This is a genomic window from Chryseobacterium sp. CT-SW4, from assembly GCF_048572715.1.
In the GTDB taxonomy this organism is placed as follows: Bacteria; Bacteroidota; Bacteroidia; order Flavobacteriales; family Weeksellaceae; genus Chryseobacterium.
In genome coordinates, this window is the sequence record NZ_CP183840.1 from 544,682 (window position 1) to 565,110 (window position 20,429).

16 protein-coding genes and 1 tRNA gene are annotated in these 20,429 nt (G+C 36.9%); 16 read left to right on the forward strand and 1 reads right to left on the reverse strand.

The window, feature by feature from the left end; genetic code table 11:
• Positions 1-199 precede the first annotated feature (199 nt).
• The 7 genes from ABJ974_RS02440 (at position 200) to nusG (ending at position 4,674) form a co-directional block, all read left to right on the forward strand.
• Entirely contained in the window at positions 200-715 is a 516-nt protein-coding gene (locus ABJ974_RS02440; RefSeq protein WP_419869799.1) for a hypothetical protein, read from the forward strand.
• Positions 708-1,799, forward strand: a complete 1,092-nt coding sequence (locus ABJ974_RS02445) for a hypothetical protein (protein ID WP_419869800.1) — start codon at positions 708-710, stop codon at positions 1,797-1,799. Before ABJ974_RS02440 ends, ABJ974_RS02445 begins: the two co-directional genes overlap by 8 nt.
• A 51-nt stretch (positions 1,800-1,850) precedes the next feature.
• On the forward strand, positions 1,851-2,264 hold the full coding sequence (locus ABJ974_RS02450) for a thiol-disulfide oxidoreductase DCC family protein (RefSeq protein WP_419869801.1): 414 nt from the start codon (positions 1,851-1,853) through the stop codon (positions 2,262-2,264).
• A 308-nt stretch (positions 2,265-2,572) separates the two neighbouring features.
• Complete coding sequence (tuf, locus tag ABJ974_RS02455; protein ID WP_419869802.1) at positions 2,573-3,760, forward strand: elongation factor Tu; 1,188 nt, start codon at positions 2,573-2,575, stop codon at positions 3,758-3,760.
• Positions 3,761-3,822: 62 nt separating this feature from the next.
• Positions 3,823-3,893 (forward strand) — tRNA-Trp (locus tag ABJ974_RS02460).
• A gap of 12 nt (positions 3,894-3,905) precedes the next feature.
• On the forward strand, positions 3,906-4,112 hold the full coding sequence (secE, locus tag ABJ974_RS02465) for a preprotein translocase subunit SecE (RefSeq protein WP_002976410.1): 207 nt from the start codon (positions 3,906-3,908) through the stop codon (positions 4,110-4,112).
• Positions 4,113-4,131: 19 nt separating this feature from the next.
• Positions 4,132-4,674, forward strand: coding sequence for a transcription termination/antitermination protein NusG (nusG, locus tag ABJ974_RS02470; protein ID WP_419869803.1), 543 nt, complete (start codon positions 4,132-4,134; stop codon positions 4,672-4,674).
• A 120-nt stretch (positions 4,675-4,794) separates the two neighbouring features.
• Here nusG and ABJ974_RS02475 read toward each other — a convergent pair whose 3' ends face one another.
• Positions 4,795-5,649: a hypothetical protein gene (locus tag ABJ974_RS02475; RefSeq protein ID WP_419869804.1), complete on the reverse strand. Its 855-nt coding sequence runs from the start codon at positions 5,647-5,649 to the stop codon at positions 4,795-4,797.
• A 616-nt stretch (positions 5,650-6,265) separates the two neighbouring features.
• Here ABJ974_RS02475 and ABJ974_RS02480 point away from each other — a divergent pair.
• The 9 genes from ABJ974_RS02480 (at position 6,266) to ABJ974_RS02520 (ending at position 20,392) form a co-directional block, all read left to right on the forward strand.
• On the forward strand, positions 6,266-6,865 hold the full coding sequence (locus tag ABJ974_RS02480) for a helix-turn-helix domain-containing protein (protein ID WP_419869805.1): 600 nt from the start codon (positions 6,266-6,268) through the stop codon (positions 6,863-6,865).
• A gap of 183 nt (positions 6,866-7,048) precedes the next feature.
• Positions 7,049-7,492, forward strand: coding sequence for a 50S ribosomal protein L11 (gene rplK, locus ABJ974_RS02485; protein WP_419869806.1), 444 nt, complete (start codon positions 7,049-7,051; stop codon positions 7,490-7,492).
• An 11-nt stretch (positions 7,493-7,503) separates the two neighbouring features.
• Positions 7,504-8,196: a 50S ribosomal protein L1 gene (gene rplA / locus ABJ974_RS02490; protein ID WP_419869807.1), complete on the forward strand. Its 693-nt coding sequence runs from the start codon at positions 7,504-7,506 to the stop codon at positions 8,194-8,196.
• 13 nt (positions 8,197-8,209) lie between these two features.
• Positions 8,210-8,800: a 50S ribosomal protein L10 gene (gene rplJ / locus ABJ974_RS02495; protein WP_419869808.1), complete on the forward strand. Its 591-nt coding sequence runs from the start codon at positions 8,210-8,212 to the stop codon at positions 8,798-8,800.
• Between the two features lie 46 nt (positions 8,801-8,846).
• On the forward strand, positions 8,847-9,215 hold the full coding sequence (gene rplL / locus ABJ974_RS02500; protein WP_419869809.1) for a 50S ribosomal protein L7/L12: 369 nt from the start codon (positions 8,847-8,849) through the stop codon (positions 9,213-9,215).
• Between the two features lie 585 nt (positions 9,216-9,800).
• Entirely contained in the window at positions 9,801-11,423 is a 1,623-nt protein-coding gene (locus ABJ974_RS02505; protein WP_419869810.1) for a hypothetical protein, read from the forward strand.
• A 408-nt stretch (positions 11,424-11,831) separates the two neighbouring features.
• The gene (rpoB, locus tag ABJ974_RS02510; protein ID WP_419869811.1) at positions 11,832-15,653 is read left to right on the forward strand and encodes a DNA-directed RNA polymerase subunit beta; all 3,822 of its coding nucleotides are present in this window, start codon (positions 11,832-11,834) and stop codon (positions 15,651-15,653) included.
• Between the two features lie 79 nt (positions 15,654-15,732).
• A complete protein-coding gene (gene rpoC, locus ABJ974_RS02515) occupies positions 15,733-19,998 on the forward strand; it encodes a DNA-directed RNA polymerase subunit beta' (RefSeq protein WP_419869812.1) in 4,266 nt (1,421 codons plus the stop codon).
• Between the two features lie 85 nt (positions 19,999-20,083).
• Positions 20,084-20,392 carry a DUF3467 domain-containing protein gene (locus tag ABJ974_RS02520; protein ID WP_419869813.1) on the forward strand — a complete coding sequence of 103 codons (309 nt, stop codon included), beginning with the start codon at positions 20,084-20,086 and terminating at the stop codon, positions 20,390-20,392.
• The last annotated feature ends 37 nt before the right edge of the window (positions 20,393-20,429 follow it).

Genomic DNA, 20,429 nt, shown 5'->3' on the forward strand with positions numbered 1-20,429 from the left:
AACAGTAATAATATAAATAAAAATGATGAAGACTACTTTTACCTTACTTTGCTCAGAACCCCCTGAGCCTTACTTTACCATTCAGAAATATCCTTTTAGCTGATTTTCTTTAAAGAATAATTTTATATAATAAAATCATATGGAACGTTATAAGAAAATTGTATCGTGGGTATTTGTATTTTTTTGTATAATGCTTCCCTTGCAGTTAATTTTTAAGATTAATCTGGAAGAGACCTATCCCTCATTTAATTTCCCAGGATTTGCATCCTTACCTATTAAAGAAGAAAGATACATAGCATTTACCAAAACCACCACTCAGGTTTATTTTGAGGATGGAAGTACTGAGTCAATCGTAAAAAGTGATTACCTGGGCAAAAATATTCCTAAGGCTATACAGATTACGTTGCTCCAAAACCTTCTATTTCCTAAAAAATACCCGGTAATAGATGAAAGGATCAAAACCCTGCCGCTTTATAAGAAGGAATTATATCTCCTTAAAAAATCTATTCTTAACCGGAATATAAAAAAGGTTGATCTGGCAGAAAATGAAAAATATGTAAAACAGAAATTACAGGAAAATTTCCCTGGTAAAGAAATATCCAGAATCCTGATTGTGAATGAAAATAAGGATTTTGATATTGAAGATAAAAAAATCACAAACAGGGTAAAGTATGATACTTTGCTGAATTTTAAATTTAAAAACGACAATGATTAAGAAATTAAAAGAACTTCCATTTACGAGCTACCATCCAAGCTATGAGTTCTTGGCATTTTACAGAATATTTTTTTCACTGTTTCTGCTTTGGATGGGGGTGTCGGATTATAGCTGGATCTCAGATATTCCGAATAGTGCCATGCTGCCGCCGATAAGTCCGCTATCCTTTGTCGAGAGTATACCTCCAAAATGGTTTTTTGTAGCCTGTAAATATATAATGTATGCCTGTCTCCTGCTGATCCTAATAGGATTTAGGCCAAGAATATTTGCCATCGTATTTATGGTTACCGTACTTATAACTAACAATTATGCCTATTCCTTTGGAAAAATCAATCATAATTTTATTTATACCCTGCCCATTTTAATTATGGCTTTTTCCCCATGGAATCATACCTATAGTTTTTTTCCGGAACCCAAAAAAGAAACAGACGTTCTTTCCAGATCATGGCCTATATTTCTGATAAGCATGCTTTTTGGCTTCGGAATGTTTACCGCGGGATTTGCTAAATATCTGGGAGGGTGGCTTAGTCTGGACACGCAGTACAGTCAGATCTTTTTTTACAGATACAGATATGGCTTTGAATGGAATAAGCTGTTATCCGATTTTTATGATACTATTCCTTACCCTTTATTTTGGGAATTTTTTGACTATTTCACGGTTCTTTTTGAAGTAGCCTTTATTGTCGCTTTTTTAAAGCCGAAATATTTCAGGTTTATGCTTCTGCTTACCTTACTTTTCCACCTGAATGTGCTTTTCATGCTCAACATATCCTTTAGTTTTGCAATGGGCTTGTATGCACTCTTTATTCCTGCAGATCTTCTGCCGGAAGGCTTTAAAAATGGTGTTAAAAAAATATTCCGTAGTATATTCCAACCGCGATATAAATGGGGAGGCATTGTTTTTGTAATACTATATATCATTCTCATAGCTAAATTCAATTTAAATTTAGTAGGTTTTTTACCAGGTAGAATAGTAACTTTGCTCCCTATTACCAATGAATATATGTTATCAATAATCGTTATAGGGTTTTCATTTTTACTGGCGCTCTATTTGTTTATAAGATCCTTTAAAAAGGCCTATTGAAAATAAATATCCTTGGGAATTTTAATATAAGAACAATTTAAAAACAAGGTCATGCAGGAAAATTGGAAAGACAAACATATCGTTTTTTTTGATGGAGAATGTGGTGTTTGCAATTTTTGGGTACAATGGATTATGGTAAGAGATAAGAAGGATTCCTTTTTATTTGCATCCCTCCAATCTGAATTTGGCCAGAAATTTTTATCAGAAAGAGGACTGGAAACCAAAGAATTCAATACAATGTATCTTTGGAAACCGGATAAATATTATTTGAAAAAATCACAGGCTATATTAAAAATTACAACCCTGTTGGGAGGTATTTATAAATTGGCATTCCTGGGGAAAATTATTCCTCTCTTTATCAGTGATTTCTTTTATGATATGGTGTCGAGAAATCGAATGAAGCTGGCAGCTCAGAAATGTTTTTTGCCGGATAAGCATCAGCGAAGTAAAATAATAGAAGTATAAAAAAGAGCATATTGCTCTTTTTTTGTTTTTAATATCTGCTGTCGGTTTATTTCTGGGAATAACGGGTCGGGAATGATAGAAAAACGGATATAAATGATAGACACTTATCTTCTTTTTTTCCTCATTATTCACTTTTGCCAACAAAATTTTGTGTAAATTTGCATCTCAATATAACGTAACCCCTCTGGGTTTGTGATTTTTTGAATGGGAATATGGAATTTTTTTACAAAAAGATTTTCTATATTTAAAAAATCGTTATATTTGCAAACCGAAAATTTGAATAAACAATAAATAAATAATTTTAAATCATGGCAAAGGAAACGTTTAATCGTAACAAACCACACTTGAACATTGGTACTATTGGTCACGTTGACCATGGTAAAACTACTCTTACTGCTGCTATCAGTAAAGTATTATCTGATAAGGGTCTTGCTGAGAAAAAAGATTTCTCTTCTATTGACTCTGCTCCAGAAGAAAAAGAAAGAGGTATCACTATTAATACAGCTCACATCGAGTACGAAACTGAAAACAGACACTATGCACACGTTGACTGTCCAGGTCACGCCGACTATGTTAAAAACATGGTAACTGGTGCTGCTCAGATGGATGGAGCGATCCTAGTATGTGCTGCTACTGATGGACCAATGCCTCAAACTAGAGAGCACATCCTACTTTGCCGTCAGGTAAATGTACCTAGAATCGTTGTTTTCATGAACAAAGTTGATATGGTGGATGATGCTGAATTATTAGAGCTTGTTGAACTAGAACTTAGAGATTTATTATCTACTTACGAATATGATGGAGATAACTCTCCTGTAATCCAAGGTTCTGCTCTTGGTGCTCTTAACGGAGATGCTAAATGGGTAGCTACTGTAGAACAATTAATGGATGCTGTTGATACTTGGATCGAGCAACCGGTAAGAGATCAGGATAAGCCATTCTTGATGCCAATCGAAGACGTATTCTCTATTACAGGTAGAGGTACTGTAGCAACTGGTAGAATCGAGTCTGGTGTTATCAACACTGGTGACCCAGTTGATATCGTAGGTATGGGTGATGAAAAATTAACTTCTACTATTACAGGAGTTGAGATGTTCAGAAAAATCCTAGACAGAGGTGAAGCTGGAGATAACGTAGGTCTATTGTTGAGAGGTATTGAAAAAACTGACATCAAGAGAGGTATGGTTATCGCTAAGAAAGATTCAGTGAAGCCACACAAAAAATTCAAAGCTGAGGTTTATATCCTTTCTAAAGAAGAAGGTGGACGTCACACTCCATTCCACAACAAATACCGTCCTCAGTTCTACGTAAGAACTACTGACGTTACAGGTGAGATCTTCTTACCAGAAGGTGTAGAAATGGTAATGCCTGGTGATAACTTAACAATCACTGTTGAATTACTTCAGCCAATCGCTCTTAACGAGGGTCTTAGATTCGCGATCAGAGAAGGTGGTAGAACAGTAGGTGCAGGTCAGGTAACTGAAATCATCGACTAATCCATCTTAAACAATATAAAAGCTTCCGTAAGGAACTCTCTTTACGGAGCTTTTTTTTAACTACGGGCATCGTCCAATGGTAGGATACCGGTCTCCAAAACCGTTGATCAGGGTTCGAATCCTTGTGCCCGTGCAAATAAAAATTATGAGTTCATTTGTAGATTTTTTAAAAGGTTCTTATAACGAATTTAGACATAAAGTTGAATGGCCAAAGTGGGCTGATCTGCAATCTTCTACTATTGTAGTGACTATTGCGACAGTTATCTTGGCGTTATTTACCTTTGGAGTTGATGAATTGTTTTCCAAAGCAATCAGCAACATAATAGGAATGCTAATTAACTTGTTCAACTAAAAAAAGTATTTTCTCAAAAATGAGCGAATTAAAATGGTATGTGCTGAAAGCAATCAGCGGTCAGGAAAATAAAGTGAAAAACTATATTGAGACAGAAATCAAACGTTTAGGGTTTGAACAGTACGTTACTCAAGTGGTTATTCCTATGGAAAAAGTAATCCAGCTAAGAAACGGTAAGAAAGTTCCAAAAGAAAGACCTTATTATCCTGGTTATTTAATGGTAGAAGCAGACCTGATGGGAGAAATTCCACATATCATAAAAAATATTCCCGGAGTTATTTCTTTCTTAAGTTTAACAAAAGGAGGAGATCCTGTTCCGATGAGAAAGTCAGAAGTGAACAGAATGTTAGGAAGAATGGATGAACTTTCCGAATTCGCAACAGATGTTGAAATTCCATATGTAGTAGGAGAGAATGTGAAAGTGATAGACGGACCATTCAATGGATTTAACGGAACCGTTGAAAAGATCCTTGAAGATAAAAAGAAAATTGAAGTATCTGTTCTTATCTTCGGTAGAAAAACTCCAATGGAGCTGAGCTACATGCAAGTGGAAAAAGTATAAATATTTCTTATATAAAATATGAAAAGACTACTCTCAGAGTAGTCTTTTTCATTTTGGAACTATATTTTAATTGTGTTTTCGGATTTTTTAAAGAAACACGTAGTTTATATTTAATTTACTTTAGTTATGAACACCTCCGGGTTGAGCACCAAATTTCTCCAATACTAAATGGATGTGGTTCTTATCCCCCGAAGTGGTAGATGATGGATAATATCCGTAAAAAGTAGCTCGGTATAAATCCCCGTCATCACCCAGGATTCGGAAAGTAGATACGCTTACTTCCAGAAAGCCCTGTGATCCCCAACCGAGACTAAGATCTGCGTCTACATTTACATAACCGTTTGCTGGAAGATAAGTAGATTCCTGCCATTGGTACAGCCCGGAAATATCTGCTCGGGTAACTCCAACGAGATTATGGGGAGTAGAAGGATTGGTATTTACAATAAGAGGTCTGTATAAGGTTCCGTTTGGCCCTCCTTTAGTTTGAAAGACGATATCCATTCTTATACCATCTACCATAGGAAGTTCCGCTACCTGGCCCGGATCATTAGTAGCCAGCCAGTTGGAAAGAAGAGTTTGTGTAGTTGTATTTACAGTACCTGATCTGCCATTGAAATCGGATTGACTTACCGGTATGGTATTAGGAAGCGCATAATGGAAATGTTTAGTATATTCTATGGGAGTTCCGGAATTTCCTGCAGCTCCAACACATTGCCAATTAGGAACCGCGGGCGTTCCATTATTTGTCATTAAACACTTTACATTGGTATCGTATACAATAAGTCCGGTTGCCGGAGAAGTGATGGAATTTCTTTGTGCTGTTGTAACAGGATTTAATAACGTACCTCTTATAGCGGTAGCATCATTGCTTACATGCAGATTGGCAGAATTGTCCGGGGTTCCTGTATTAATTCCAACTTGTGCATTGACCCCTGTAACTAAAAACAGGGTTAAGAGTAAAAAATTTTTTTTCATAATTCATTTTTTACAAAGATATTTAGAAGACAAATGAGAAAAATCACTCTGATGAGTCCAATACTGAATAGTGTTGAATGTTTTTAAATTACTGATGCATAATGTTTTAATTGAGTGGAATATCGAAAAACACTTTTTTTTGTACTTTTAACAAAACGAAAAAAAGAAACAAAAGCCAATACATATTTTACGAGCCTGTTTTAGTATGAAAATAATTTATCCTGCTTTGGATTCGATTTTAAAAAAATATATTATGAGTATGATGGCATCCATCATATGCATATTGTTTTTGCATGCATTATTGTATATTTATTTTGAGATGACTTTCTTTTTTTACTATAATTTAATTGCAGGAATTTTAAGCAGTTTTCTTTATATCTATATCAAAAGATTTACATTCAGACAGATACAACCTTTTATTAGTTTGTATATTGTATTTAACTCTCTATTTCTTCTTTTGTATGCCATGTATTTTTGGGATAAAACTCCGGTTGCCTTCTTTTGGCTTCTTATCCCTCTTTCTATGAACCTTTATTCTCAGCGCTCAACTATGTATTGGGTATTGTATATATGCGGTCTGATTACGGCTACCCTGTTTTTGTCAAAATATATACATATGATTCCCCTTTTTAAACATGTGGAAGTACCGGAGAATAGTATTATCATTATCAATTTATTTGCATTGGTTTCTATATTATATTTATTTGTGTTGGGAAGTTATTTCAATAAGAAGATTAATGTTCTCAATTATAAATGGTATAAAAATAAAGAGCTTACCATTTACAAAAAAAAGCCAGAATTGGAGGTAGATGAAATAGGTAGGGATGAAGATAGATCCAGTAATAACGATGCCAGGATGGAAAAGCTGTATGAAGATATCCTTATCTATTTTGAAGAGCAGAAGCCATTTTGTAATAATGATTTTTCTATGATTCAGCTGGCTAATGCTCTCGATACGAATGTAACTTATATTTCCCGTGCCATAAAATTGGGGGCTAATACAAACTTTAATGCTTTCGTAAATAATTACAGGATTGACTTTGTGAAAAAATTAATTGATGATGAAGAGTTGAAAAATTACTCAATGCTCCATATTTTTACTTCGGCAGGATTTAAATATCAGTCTACATTTAATAAAGTCTTCAAGCAGGTGGAGGGAGTCACACCTACTGAATACATACGGAATAGTAAGAAACATAAAATAACTCAGATATAAGAAGTTATTTTTCTTCCGGATTTGGAAAAACTTTCTAAAAATCAGCATCATCCATTTGCAGTTTGAAAAATATTTTATACTTTTGCAGTCCAAAAAGTAGGTTTACGATTTGTGAGTAGAAGTAACCTACTGAATAATAAATGCTTCCAAATTCATTAATTATTCAAACTTAAAAAACAAAAAATGGCTAAGAAAGTCTTTAAAATGGTAAAACTTCAGGTGAAAGGAGGTGCAGCAAACCCTTCTCCACCAGTAGGTCCAGCTTTGGGTTCTGCAGGTGTAAACATCATGGAGTTTTGTAAGCAATTTAACGGAAGAACCCAGGACAAGCCAGGTCAAGTTTTACCTGTAGTAATTACAGTATACGAAGACAAATCTTTTGAATTCGTTATTAAAACTCCGCCTGCAGCAATTCAGTTAATGGATGCGGCTAAGATCAAAGGAGGTTCCGGGGAACCAAACAGAAACAAAGTAGGTTCTGTATCTTGGGATCAGGTTAAAAAAATCGCAGAAGATAAGATGTCAGATCTTAACTGCTTTACTATAGATTCAGCTATCAGCATGGTTGCTGGAACAGCGAGATCTATGGGATTAAGAGTAACAGGAACTAAACCAACTAACGCTTAAAACTTATTGAAATGGCAAAATTAACTAAAAAGCAAAAAGAAGCTTTAAGCAAAGTAGAAAAGGGAAGAATTTATAACCTTGAAGAAGGTTCAAATCTTGTAAAAGAAGTTAACACTGCGAAATTTGATGCTTCTGTTGATATCGCTGTAAGATTAGGAGTAGATCCTAGAAAAGCGAATCAGATGGTAAGAGGAGTAGTATCTCTTCCTCACGGAACAGGTAAAGATGTTAAAGTATTAGCACTTGTAACTCCGGATAAAGAAGCAGAAGCTAAAGAAGCTGGTGCTGATTATGTAGGTCTTGATGAATATTTAGATAAAATCAAAAGCGGCTGGACAGATGTTGACGTTATCGTTACTATGCCGGCTGTAATGGGTAAACTAGGACCATTAGGTAGAGTATTAGGACCAAGAGGTTTAATGCCTAACCCTAAATCAGGAACTGTAACTATGGAAGTAGGTAAAGCAGTATCTGAAGTGAAATCAGGTAAAATTGATTTTAAAGTAGATAAATATGGTATCGTACATGCCGCTATCGGAAAAGTATCTTTTAATGCTGCGCAATTAAAAGAAAATGCTCAGGAATTAATCCAGACATTAATTAAAATGAAGCCGACAGCTGCTAAAGGAACTTATGTGAAAAGCATTTACTTGTCTTCTACTATGAGCCCGGGTATTGCAATTGATACTAAATCTGTAAACTAAAATCTGAAAGACAATGACAAAAGAAGAAAAAGTATTAGTAATACAGGAATTAAAGGATTTGTTACAGGATGCTAAAGTAGTATACGTTGCAGATCTAGAAGGATTGAATGCTGCTCAGACTTCAGATTTCAGAAGACAGGCTTTCAAAAATAATATCCAGGTAAAAGTGGTGAAAAATACACTTTTACAAAAAGCAATGGAGCAAATCGATGGAGTAGACTACTCTGAAATGTATGAAAGTTTCAAAGGTAACTCTGCTTTAATGATCGCTGATACAGCAAATGCTCCTGCAAAATTAATTCAGAACTTCAGAAAGAAAGAAGAAAAGCCGGCTTTAAAATCAGCTTACCTTCAGGAAACTTTCTATATTGGTGACAATAACTTAGGAGCGCTTGCTAACATTAAGTCTAAAGAAGAAATGCTTGGTGAAATCATCGGCTTACTTCAGTCTCCGATCAGAAACGTTCTTTCTGCTCTTCAAAATAAACCTGAAACAGTAGAAGCAAAAGCTGAAGAACCAGCTGCTCCCGCTGTAGAAGAAGCTCCTGCTGAAGCTCCTGAAGCTCCTGCAGAAGGCACTGAAGAAACTCCAAGTGCAGAATAATTACACTCAAAAAATTAAATAAATAATCAACAAAAACATTACAACAATGTCAGATTTAAAAAATTTAGCTGAAACGCTAGTAAACTTAACAGTAAAAGACGTAAACGAATTAGCTGCTATCCTTAAGGATGAGTACGGAATTGAACCAGCTGCTGCTGCTGTAGTAGTATCAGGAGGTGGTGCTGGAGAAGCTGCTGAAGAAAAAAGCGAATTCGATGTAATCCTTAAATCAGCTGGTGCTTCTAAATTAGCTATCGTTAAATTAGTAAAAGATTTAACTGGTGCTGGTCTTAAAGAAGCTAAAGACATCGTAGACGGTGCTCCTGCTCCAATCAAAACAGGTGTTTCTAAAGACGAAGCAGAAGCTCTTAAGAAACAACTTGAAGAAGCTGGTGCTGAAGTAGAATTGAAATAATAATTCTCTTATTATCATATAAACCCGGACTTTAGTCCGGGTTTTTTTGTTTTTGTACAGTAGGATTTTATCATTGATAATTCTTATCTCAGGCATTTATTAAATTAATTTTTTTTTAAGGAAATCCCCTTTTTTTCTTAAGTAAAAAACCTATATTTGTAATCGATAAAACACACAATGATGAGAGAATTTTCTTTTTTTATAAATACCCTTTAGAAGGGAAAAGTTCCCCACAGCTTTAATTTCCCTTTTTTCAAAAAAACAAAATTCTTTAATCAATCATTAATACTTTTTAAATTAGCTTACAACAGTATCTGTTGTGACTGAGAATAATTATGGACCAAAATGCACCAGTTGGTATTGAAATTGAAAATTAAAAACACAATGATGAAAAAAATAATTATGAATCAATTGATTTTGCTTTAGGTTTAAACCTGAACATCTACCTGAATACTTCTTCCTGCTGATCGCAGGAGAATAATAGAAAATTTGAAGGCCTTAGTCTTATCCTGCATTACGTAAAGTAGTGGAGAGGATCTTTATATTCTGATTTAATTAAAAATGCAATATTAAAATAACTCAATTATGAAAAAAAATTTAATTTCGTTCATGATGATATTACTTTCCTTCCTTGCTTATTCGCAAGTGGGGATTGGAATAGCTCAGCCTAATGCTAAGTCCATGTTGGATGTGACTTCTACGACCAAGGGACTATTGGTTCCGAGGATGACTACAGCACAAAGAGACCAGATCTTGGCAAATGGGACTTCCACAGTTGCTAACCCAACGGTAAATGGTCTCTTAATTTATAATACAGATGTAGATTGTTTCAACTATTGGAGTGAGAAAAAGAGCCTTTGGGTTTCTATGGGGTGTGACGCAACTCCAGTAACACCGGTTCAGTCTACCTTCGCTACCTATACAGTGGATTGTAGCAAGTTCCCGGCTGCAGATACCAATACATATACAGTGGGATCTTCCGTAGCGTCTAACAGTGTAGTGGTTCCGGTGAATGTTACACAAGTAGGAAGCTACTTTATCACGATTACATCAGATAACGGGATCACTTATTCTACTTCAGGTACATTTACATCTACAGGAGTACAGAATGTGACAGTAGCAAACGGATCAGGTGCTCCAAGCTCCACAACGATCAATTTCTCGGTTGCGGCAAACGGAACCAAAGTTTGTAGCTATGTGAAACCGGCTGTTGCTACAGGAGGAACAGGTACAACAGGTTCTGCAACATATACTTCATGTAACGTTTCCGTATATGGAGATTATACAGTAGCTACAGCTTTAACGACATCTAACTATATCGTTGTTAGCTTAAATGTAACTTCTGCAGGTCCTATAAGATTATTATCAGAAGACAAAAATGGAATCCTGTTTGACAGTGGTACGATCAATATTACTTCTACAGGAACTCAAAATATTACCTTAAAATCAGTTACTGCAACATCCGGAAGATTCCCTCTTACTTCAGAAGAAGTTTCTCAGGGAGCTAATGGAGGAAGTAACCAGACTGCAAGCTATTCTATTACCAATACATTAACAAATTCATTATTAGGCTGTTCAGCAGTAATAGATGTGAAGCCTAAAGTATGGCAGACTTTTGTTAATACAGGAAATGACGGTGCATCTACAGGACCATTATATACAGGAGCCAACAATGGTATGATTGATCTTGAAATGCAGAATAATTCAACATTCCAGCCACTGGGAATTGGATTATATTATAAAGTATGGGCTAGAAATATTTCAGGAACAAGCTTTAACTATTCTATTTTCACAAGATCATCAGCAGACCCTGCAAGTGCTTACCTATCATATACAGGTTCATTAGGTAATAACAGCAGAGTAGGTTCATTGGATGTATACTTACAGCCAGGAGACAGACAGCCTGTTACTACCGGGGAAATAGGAGCCCACGCAGGACCTAAAGCGCTTTTCGCATCAGAAAACAGTGAGACAGGTATGAATATTACCTTAGGAAATGTTACAGACAGCTCTAAATGGTTTAATAATTTAGGTGCTAAAAAATATAAGTACAGATTGATATTCAATTCAAAAGACTATCGTGATTCAGGAACCAATTTAGCAGTAGTTCTATATGGAATATATGACTCTAATGCTTCGGTTGCTAATTTTGATCCGGGAGATTTAACAGTGAGAGGTGGAAATCCACAAGATACTTACTGGCCATAATTTTATATAAATGATTTTTTCAAACCCTTCTGATTATCAGGAGGGTTTTTGTTTTATTTTTTGTGTAAGAAAGAAAATTTTTGTAACTTTGTAGTCCTTTTGGCGCGAATAATTGTTTGTAAATCAGTAAAATATTGTAAATCAGCTCTTTCATGGAAATGAAAGGGATTTCGTGTTTATGAATATTACGATAATTGTAGCCTGAAAGTATAACGGAAAAATATTTTGCACTACACTGTGAAAAGATATACCAGTGTTGCAGTTAGGAATAAGATTCTGAAAATGAAAATATAAAAGACTGTTCTAATAGCGCCAAATATTAATCAAAGTCTGGAATATTATAGTTTTCTTCTCTTTTTTCTGATATTTTTTAAAAAACAAAATATTTAACCCTTTCTTAAAAGTTTTATGAGTAAAACAAAATCAACAACTCAAGGAAATTCGAGAATTAATTTCTCATCAGCGAAAGGAAAAATTGTAACACCGGACTTTTTGGATATCCAAATTGCTTCCTTTAAAGAATTTTTCCAGCTGGATACACTTCCTGAAGCCAGAAAGACAGAAGCTCTTTACAAGACTTTCCAGGAAAATTTCCCAATTACAGATTCTAGAAACCAGTTTGTATTGGAATTTTTAGACTATCTGGTAGATTCTCCGCGTTATTCAATCGATGAATGTGTGGAAAGAGGACTTACTTATTCAGTTCCTCTAAAAGCAAGACTTAAATTGTATTGTACAGACCCTGAACACGAAGATTTCCAAACAGTGGTTCAGGATGTATATTTAGGTCCGGTTCCGTACATGACACCTAGTGGATCTTTCATCATTAATGGTGCTGAAAGAGTTATCGTTACCCAGTTACACCGTTCACCTGGTGTATTCTTCGGGCAGACTTACCACGCCAACGGAACTAAACTTTACTATTCAAGAATTATCCCTTTCAAAGGATCTTGGATGGAATTTACGACAGATATCAACAGCGTAATGTACGCTTATATCGACCGTAAGAAAAAATTACCATTAACTACGCTGTTAAGAGCAATCGGGTACGAATCTGATAAAGATATCCTTCAGATTTTCGACCTTGCCGAAGAAGTGAAAGTTTCCAAAGCTGCCCTTAAGAAAGTAGAAGGAAGAACATTAGCTGCGAGAGTATTGAACACATGGTTTGAAGATTTCGTAGATGAAGATACAGGAGAAGTAGTTTCCATTGAAAGAAACGAGATCATCCTGGATAGAGAAACAATCCTTGAAAAAGAACATCTGGATCTTATCCTTGATGCAGGGGTGAAGTCTATTCTTATCCACAAGGAAAACAGCAATGAATTCTCTATCATCCAGAATACATTACAGAAAGACCCTACTAACTCTGAAAAAGAAGCGGTAGAATATATTTACCGTCAGTTAAGAAATGCAGATCCGCCAGATGAGGAAACAGCAAGAGGAATTATTGAAAAATTATTCTTCTCTGAGCAGAGATACTCATTAGGAGAAGTAGGACGTTACAGACTGAACAAAAAATTAGGACTTAATATTCCTGAAACTACGGAAGTTCTTACCAAAGAAGATATTATCGCTATCGTAAGACACCTTATTGAGTTGGTGAATTCCAAAGCAGAGGTAGATGATATCGACCACCTTTCCAACAGAAGAATTAAAACTGTAGGAGAGCAGTTGGCAGGACAGTTCGGAGTAGGTCTTTCAAGAATTGCAAGAACCATTAAAGAAAGAATGAACGTTAGAGATAACGAAATTTTTACTCCACTGGATCTTGTTAATGCTAAAACTTTAACATCTGTAATTAACTCGTTCTTTGGTACCAACCAGCTTTCTCAGTTCATGGACCAGACCAACCCACTATCGGAGATCACTCACAAGAGAAGATTATCTGCACTGGGGCCTGGAGGTTTATCCAGAGAAAGAGCAGGTTTCGAGGTTCGGGACGTTCACCATACTCACTACGGAAGAATTTGTCCGATTGAAACTCCGGAAGGACCAAACATCGGATTGATTTCATCTTTAGGTATTTATGCAAAAATCAACAGCTTAGGTTTCATCGAAACACCATATAGAAAAGTAGAAAACGGTAAGATCGATCTTAGCGCTGCTCCTATCTATCTGAATGCAGAAGATGAAGAAGAAAAAGTAATTGCTCAGGCAAACGTTGAACTAAGCGATAGCGGTGAATTTGAAACAGACAGAATTATTGCAAGATTAGATGGTGACTACCCGGTAGTTGAGCCTAATCAGGTTGACCTTATCGACGTTGCACCAAACCAGATTTCCGGTATTTCCGCTTCATTAATTCCATTCCTGGAGCATGATGATGCGAACCGTGCATTGATGGGATCCAACATGATGCGTCAGGCAGTTCCGTTATTGAAGCCTCAGGCTCCGATTGTAGGAACAGGTCTGGAACAGCAGGTTGCTAAAGATTCAAGAATTTTGATCAATGCAGAAGGTAATGGTACAGTAGAATATGTAGATGCAGATAAGATCACTATTAAATATGAAAGAAGCGAAGACGAGGATTTAGTACAATTCGAGTCCGCTACTAAAACTTACAATCTTACTAAGTTTAGAAAAACAAACCAGAGTACAACAATCACACTGAGACCCAACGTAAGAGTTGGAGATACTGTAGAGAAAGGGCAGGTGCTTTGTGACGGTTACGCCACTGAAAACGGGGAATTGGCTCTGGGTAGAAACTTAGTGGTTGCGTTCATGCCTTGGAAAGGATATAACTTCGAGGATGCGATCGTAATCAATGAAAAAGTTGTACGTGAAGACTGGTTTACTTCCATCCACGTGGATGAATACTCTCTTGAAGTTCGTGATACCAAACTAGGTATGGAAGAGCTTACAGCAGATATTCCGAACGTTTCTGAAGAAGCTACCAAAGATCTTGATGAGAATGGTATGATCAGAATCGGTGCTGAAGTGAAGCCTGGAGATATCATGATTGGTAAGATTACTCCAAAAGGTGAATCTGATCCGACTCCTGAAGAAAAACTTCTTAGAGCGATCTTCGGTGATAAAGCCGGTGATGTGAAAGATGCTTCATTAAAAGCGGATTCATCATTGAGAGGAGTTGTAATCAACAAGAAATTGTTCTCCAGAAACATTAAAGACAAAAAGAAAAGAACTGAAGAAAAACTTAAGCTTGAAGAAATTGAAAACACTTACAAAGCTAAGTTCGATGATTTAAGAAACACTTTAATTGAGAAATTAAATATCCTTGTAAACGGTAAAACTTCTCAAGGGGTTAAAAATGACCTTGAAGAAGAAGTGATCGGAAAAGGAGTGAAGTTTACCCATAAATTATTGACTTCAGTTGAAGATTATGTAAATATCAGTGGTTCGGACTGGACAGTAGACGCTGATAAAAATGAATTGGTTAAACAATTAATTCATAATTACAAAATCAAATACAATGACATACAGGGAGTTAAAAACCGTGAGAAATTTGCAATTTCTATCGGAGATGAGCTTCCGGCAGGGATCATGAAGCTGGCTAAAGTTTACATCGCTAAGAAACGTAAACTGAATGTAGGAGATAAAATGGCAGGACGTCACGGTAACAAAGGTATCGTTTCAAGAATCGTTCGTGAAGAAGATATGCCATTCCTTGAAGACGGAACACCGGTGGATATCGTATTGAACCCGCTTGGGGTACCTTCCCGTATGAACATTGGTCAGATTTATGAAACAGTTCTTGGATGGGCAGGTCAGAAATTAGGATTGAAGTTCGCTACACCTATTTTCGATGGAGCCAGCCTTGAAGAAATCACTGAATATACAGATAAAGCAGGTCTTCCTAGATTCGGTAATACTTATCTTTATGACGGAGGTACCGGAGAAAGATTTACACAGCCTGCTACTGTTGGAGTAATCTATATGTTGAAACTTGGACACATGGTAGACGATAAGATGCACGCACGTTCTATCGGTCCTTACTCATTGATTACACAGCAGCCGTTAGGAGGTAAAGCTCAGTTCGGAGGTCAGAGATTCGGAGAGATGGAGGTTTGGGCCTTGGAAGCGTTCGGAGCGTCCAATATCCTGAGAGAGATCCTGACTGTGAAGTCTGATGACGTGATTGGTAGAGCGAAAACTTATGAAGCTATTGCGAAAGGAGAATCAATGCCTGAACCGGGTATTCCTGAATCTTTCAACGTATTACTTCACGAGTTACAAGGTCTTGGACTTGATGTAAGACTTGAAGAATAATTTAAAATTTTTAAAATTTTGAATATTATAATTCAAAGCATTAATCTAAAGTCTAAAATCAAAATTTAAAATCTAACAAATGTCAAATAAAAATAAATCAAGTAGATTTAATAAAATTTCGATCGGTTTAGCTTCACCGGAATCGATTCTTCAGGAATCAAGAGGAGAAGTTCTGAAACCAGAAACTATTAACTACAGAACTCACAAGCCTGAAAGAGACGGGCTATTCTGTGAGAAAATCTTTGGTCCTGTAAAGGATTATGAATGTGCTTGTGGTAAATATAAGAGAATCCGTTATAAAGGGATTGTTTGTGACCGTTGTGGAGTAGAAGTTACTGAGAAAAAAGTAAGAAGAGAAAGAATCGGACACATTAATCTTGTAGTTCCTATTGCACACATTTGGTATTTCCGTTCTTTACCAAACAAAATCGGTTACCTTTTAGGTTTACCTTCCAAGAAATTAGATATGATCGTCTACTACGAAAGGTATGTAGTGATCCAGCAAGGTATTGCCAAAAAACTGGATGGTTCCGATTTTGAAGATATGGAATTCCTGACAGAAGAAGAGTACCTGGATATCATGGAAACTCTTCCTGTTGAAAACCAGTATCTTGACGATTCCGATCCAAATAAATTCATCGCTAAAATGGGTGCTGAAGCTGTTGAGGAACTATTAAAAAGAATCGACCTTGATGCATTGTCTTTCGACTTAAGACACAAAGCTCACAATGAAGGTTCTAAGCAAAGAAGAACTGAGGCTTTAAAAAGATTAAATGTTGTAGAAGCATTAAGAGGTGCCAATACAAGAATGATCAACAAGCCTGAGTGGATGATCATGCGTGTGCTTCCTGTTATCCCGCCGGAATTAAGACCATTGGTTCCGTTGGATGGAGGACGTTTCGCAACTTCTGACCTTAATGACCTTTACAGAAGGGTAATTATCAGAAATAACCGTTTGAAAAGATTATTGGAGATCAAAGCTCCGGAAGTAATCCTAAGAAACGAGAAGCGTATGCTTCAGGAATCAGTAGATTCATTATTCGATAATACAAGAAAATCTTCTGCCGTAAAATCTGAGTCAAACAGACCATTGAAATCACTTTCAGACTCATTGAAAGGTAAGCAGGGTCGTTTCCGTCAGAACCTATTAGGAAAAAGGGTAGACTATTCTGCGCGTTCCGTAATTGTTGTAGGTCCGAACTTACAGCTTCACGAATGCGGTATTCCTAAAGATATGGCAGCTGAGCTTTACAAACCGTTCATTATCAGAAAACTGATTGAAAGAGGAATTGTAAAAACAGTAAAATCTGCAAAAAGAATTATCGATAGAAAAGAACCGGTAGTTTATGATATCCTTGAAAACGTGATGAAAGGTCACCCGGTACTATTGAACAGGGCACCTACGCTTCACAGACTGGGTATTCAGGCCTTCCAGCCTAAGATGATCGAAGGTAAGGCTATCCAGCTACACCCATTGGTAACAACGGCATTCAACGCCGACTTCGATGGTGACCAGATGGCGGTGCACTTACCATTAGGTCCTGAAGCGATCCTTGAAGCTCAGCTATTAATGTTAGGTTCTCAGAATATCCTGAACCCTGCTAACGGTTCACCGATTACGGTACCTTCTCAGGACATGGTTCTTGGTCTTTATTTCATGACCAAAGAAGCTTCCTCTACAGAAGATCATAAAATCAAAGGTGAAGGATTGGCATTCTATTCTCCGGAAGAAGCGGAAATCGCTTATGCAGAAGGAAAAGTTTCTTTAAATGCTAAGGTAAGATGTAAATTACCGGTTAAAGAAAACGGGGAATTGGTTATCAGACTAATCGAAACTACAGTAGGTAGAATTTTGTTCAACCAGATTGTACCTAAACAGGTAGGATATATCAATGAGCTTTTAACTAAGAAATCATTAAGAAACGTTATCGGTAAAATCCTTGCAGATACAGACTTCCCTACAACAGTGAAGTTCCTGGATGCAATGAAGGATTTAGGATATTCAAATGCATTCAAAGGAGGACTTTCGTTCTCACTTGGAGATATCGTGGTTCCTGTTGAGAAAAAGCAAATGATCGCTCAGGCTGTTGAAAATGTAGATGAAATTAGAGCTAACTATAACATGGGTCTTATTACGGACACAGAACGTTATAATCAGGTAATCGACGTTTGGACAAACACCAACGCCGGATTAACTGAAATGATCATGAGCAGAATGAAATCTGACCAGGGAGGATTCAACTCTGTATATATGATGCTTGACTCCGGAGCTAGGGGATCCAAAGAACAGATCCGTCAGTTATCCGGAATGAGAGGGTTGATGGCAAAACCGCAAAAAGCCGGATCTACCGGTGCGGAGATCATCGAAAACCCGATTGTAGCTAACTTTAAAGAAGGTCTTTCCATCCTTGAGTACTTTATCTCTACCCACGGTGCCCGTAAAGGTCTTGCGGATACCGCTCTTAAAACTGCCGATGCAGGTTACTTAACGAGAAGATTGGTAGACGTGGCACAGGATGTTATCATTACGGAAGACGACTGTGGTACATTAAGAGGTACAGAAGTTACTGCGCTTAAGAAAAATGACGAGATCGTTGAAAGAATCTCCGAAAGAATCTTAGGTAGAGTATCGCTTCATAATATCTATGATCCTGAATCCGATGAATTAATCGCGGGAGCAGATCAGGTAATCAATGAAGAATTAGCTAAAAGAATAGAAGAAGCAGGTCTTGAATCTGTGGAAGTACGTTCACCATTAACGTGTGAAGCGAAAAAAGGTATCTGTGCCAAATGTTACGGTAGAAACTTGGCAACAGGTAAAGTAATCCACATGGGTGAAGCGGTAGGTGTAATTGCAGCACAGTCCATCGGGGAACCGGGAACTCAGTTAACACTGAGAACCTTCCACCAAGGGGGTACTGCAGGAAACGTATCAGAAAATCCTTCCATTGTAGCAAGAAGAGACGGTATCGTGGAAATGGACGAAGTAAGAACCATTACTTCTGAAGATGAAAACGGTAATACTGCTGAAGTAGTAGTTTCACGTTCTACGGAATTCAGATTGGTTGCAGACAATGAATCAAGAACTCCATTAATGGTTGCTAACGTTCCTTATGGATCCGTATTATCAGTAAAACCTGGTGATAAAGTGAAAAAAGGAGATGTAATCTGTAAGTGGGATCCGTATAACGCGGTAATCATTGCTGAAACTTCAGGTAAAGTAGAATACGAAGATATCATTCAGGGGGTTTCTTTCCAATTGGAAATCGACGAACAGACAGGTTTCGAAGAAAAAGTAATCTCCGAATCAAGAAATAAGAAAGCCGTACCTACCTTAAAAGTGGTAGACTCTAAAGGAGTTGAGCAAAAAGCTTACAACTTACCGGTAGGAGCCCACTTAATGGTTAACGATGGTGAAAAAATTAAGGCAGGTAAAGTCTTAATCAAAATCCCGAGAAAATCTGCAAAAGCAGGGGATATCACCGGAGGTCTTCCGAGAGTTACCGAATTATTCGAAGCGAGAAACCCTTCAAACCCAGCGGTGGTTACAGAAATCGACGGGGTGGTTTCTTACGGAAAAATCAAGAGAGGTAACCGTGAATTGATCGTAGAAGCGAAAACTGGTGAAAGAAAAGTATACCTGGTAAAACTATCCAACCAGATCCTTGTTCAGGAGAATGACTTCGTAAGAGCAGGAGCACCGCTTTCTGACGGTTCTATCACACCGGATGATATCTTAAGAATTAAAGGTCCAACAGCGGTTCAGGAATATCTGGTAAATGAAATTCAGGAAGTATACCGTCTGCAAGGGGTGAAAATCGATGATAAGCACTTTGAAATTATCGTAAGACAGATGATGACCAAAGTATCTATCGTGGATGGAGGTGACACTCAATTCCTTGAAGGAGCTTTAGAGCATAAGTATGATTTCTTAGAAGAAAATAACAGAGTATTCGGTCTTAAAGTAGTTGTAGAAGCTGGTGATTCTAAAATATTTAAACCAGGTCAGATGATTACGGCAAGAGAATTAAGAGACGAAAACTCCAAATTGAAGCGTGAAGATCAGGCTTTAGTAGAAGTAAGAGAAGCTTTACCGGCTACAGCAACCCCTGTACTCCAAGGTATTACAAGAGCAGCTCTTCAAACTAAATCATTCATGTCCGCAGCATCATTCCAGGAAACCACTAAGGTTCTTAACGAAGCAGCTGTTGCAGGTAAGATTGATGATCTGAACGGTCTTAAAGAAAATGTAATTGTAGGACACAGAATCCCTGCAGGTACAGGTCTTAAAGAATATCAGAATGTGATCGTAGGTTCTAAAAAAGAATTCGAAGATATTAACTAATAATAAAGATAAAAGTTTCAGGATTCAAGTTTAAAATTCTAAATTAGAGGCCTGAAACTTTTAAAATAAAAATATTAACAACAACATGGACAATCAAAATCAAAATCCACAAGACGGAAACATCAACATCGAATTGAATGAAATGGTAGCGGCTGGAATCTATGCAAACCTTGCATTGGTAAACCACTCTCCATCTGAATTCGTAGTAGATTTCATCCAATTAATGCCAGGAGTACAACAAGCTAAGGTGAGATCAAGAGTGATCCTTGCTCCACTTCACGCTAAAAGAGTTTTAACTGCTCTTCAACAAAATATTGCAAACTATGAGCAACAATTTGGTGAAATCAAAGAAGTTGAACCTTTCGTATTAGGAGGAAATAACGTGCAAGCGTAAGATTACCCACATATAGATTAAATGCCCTGATTTTTTC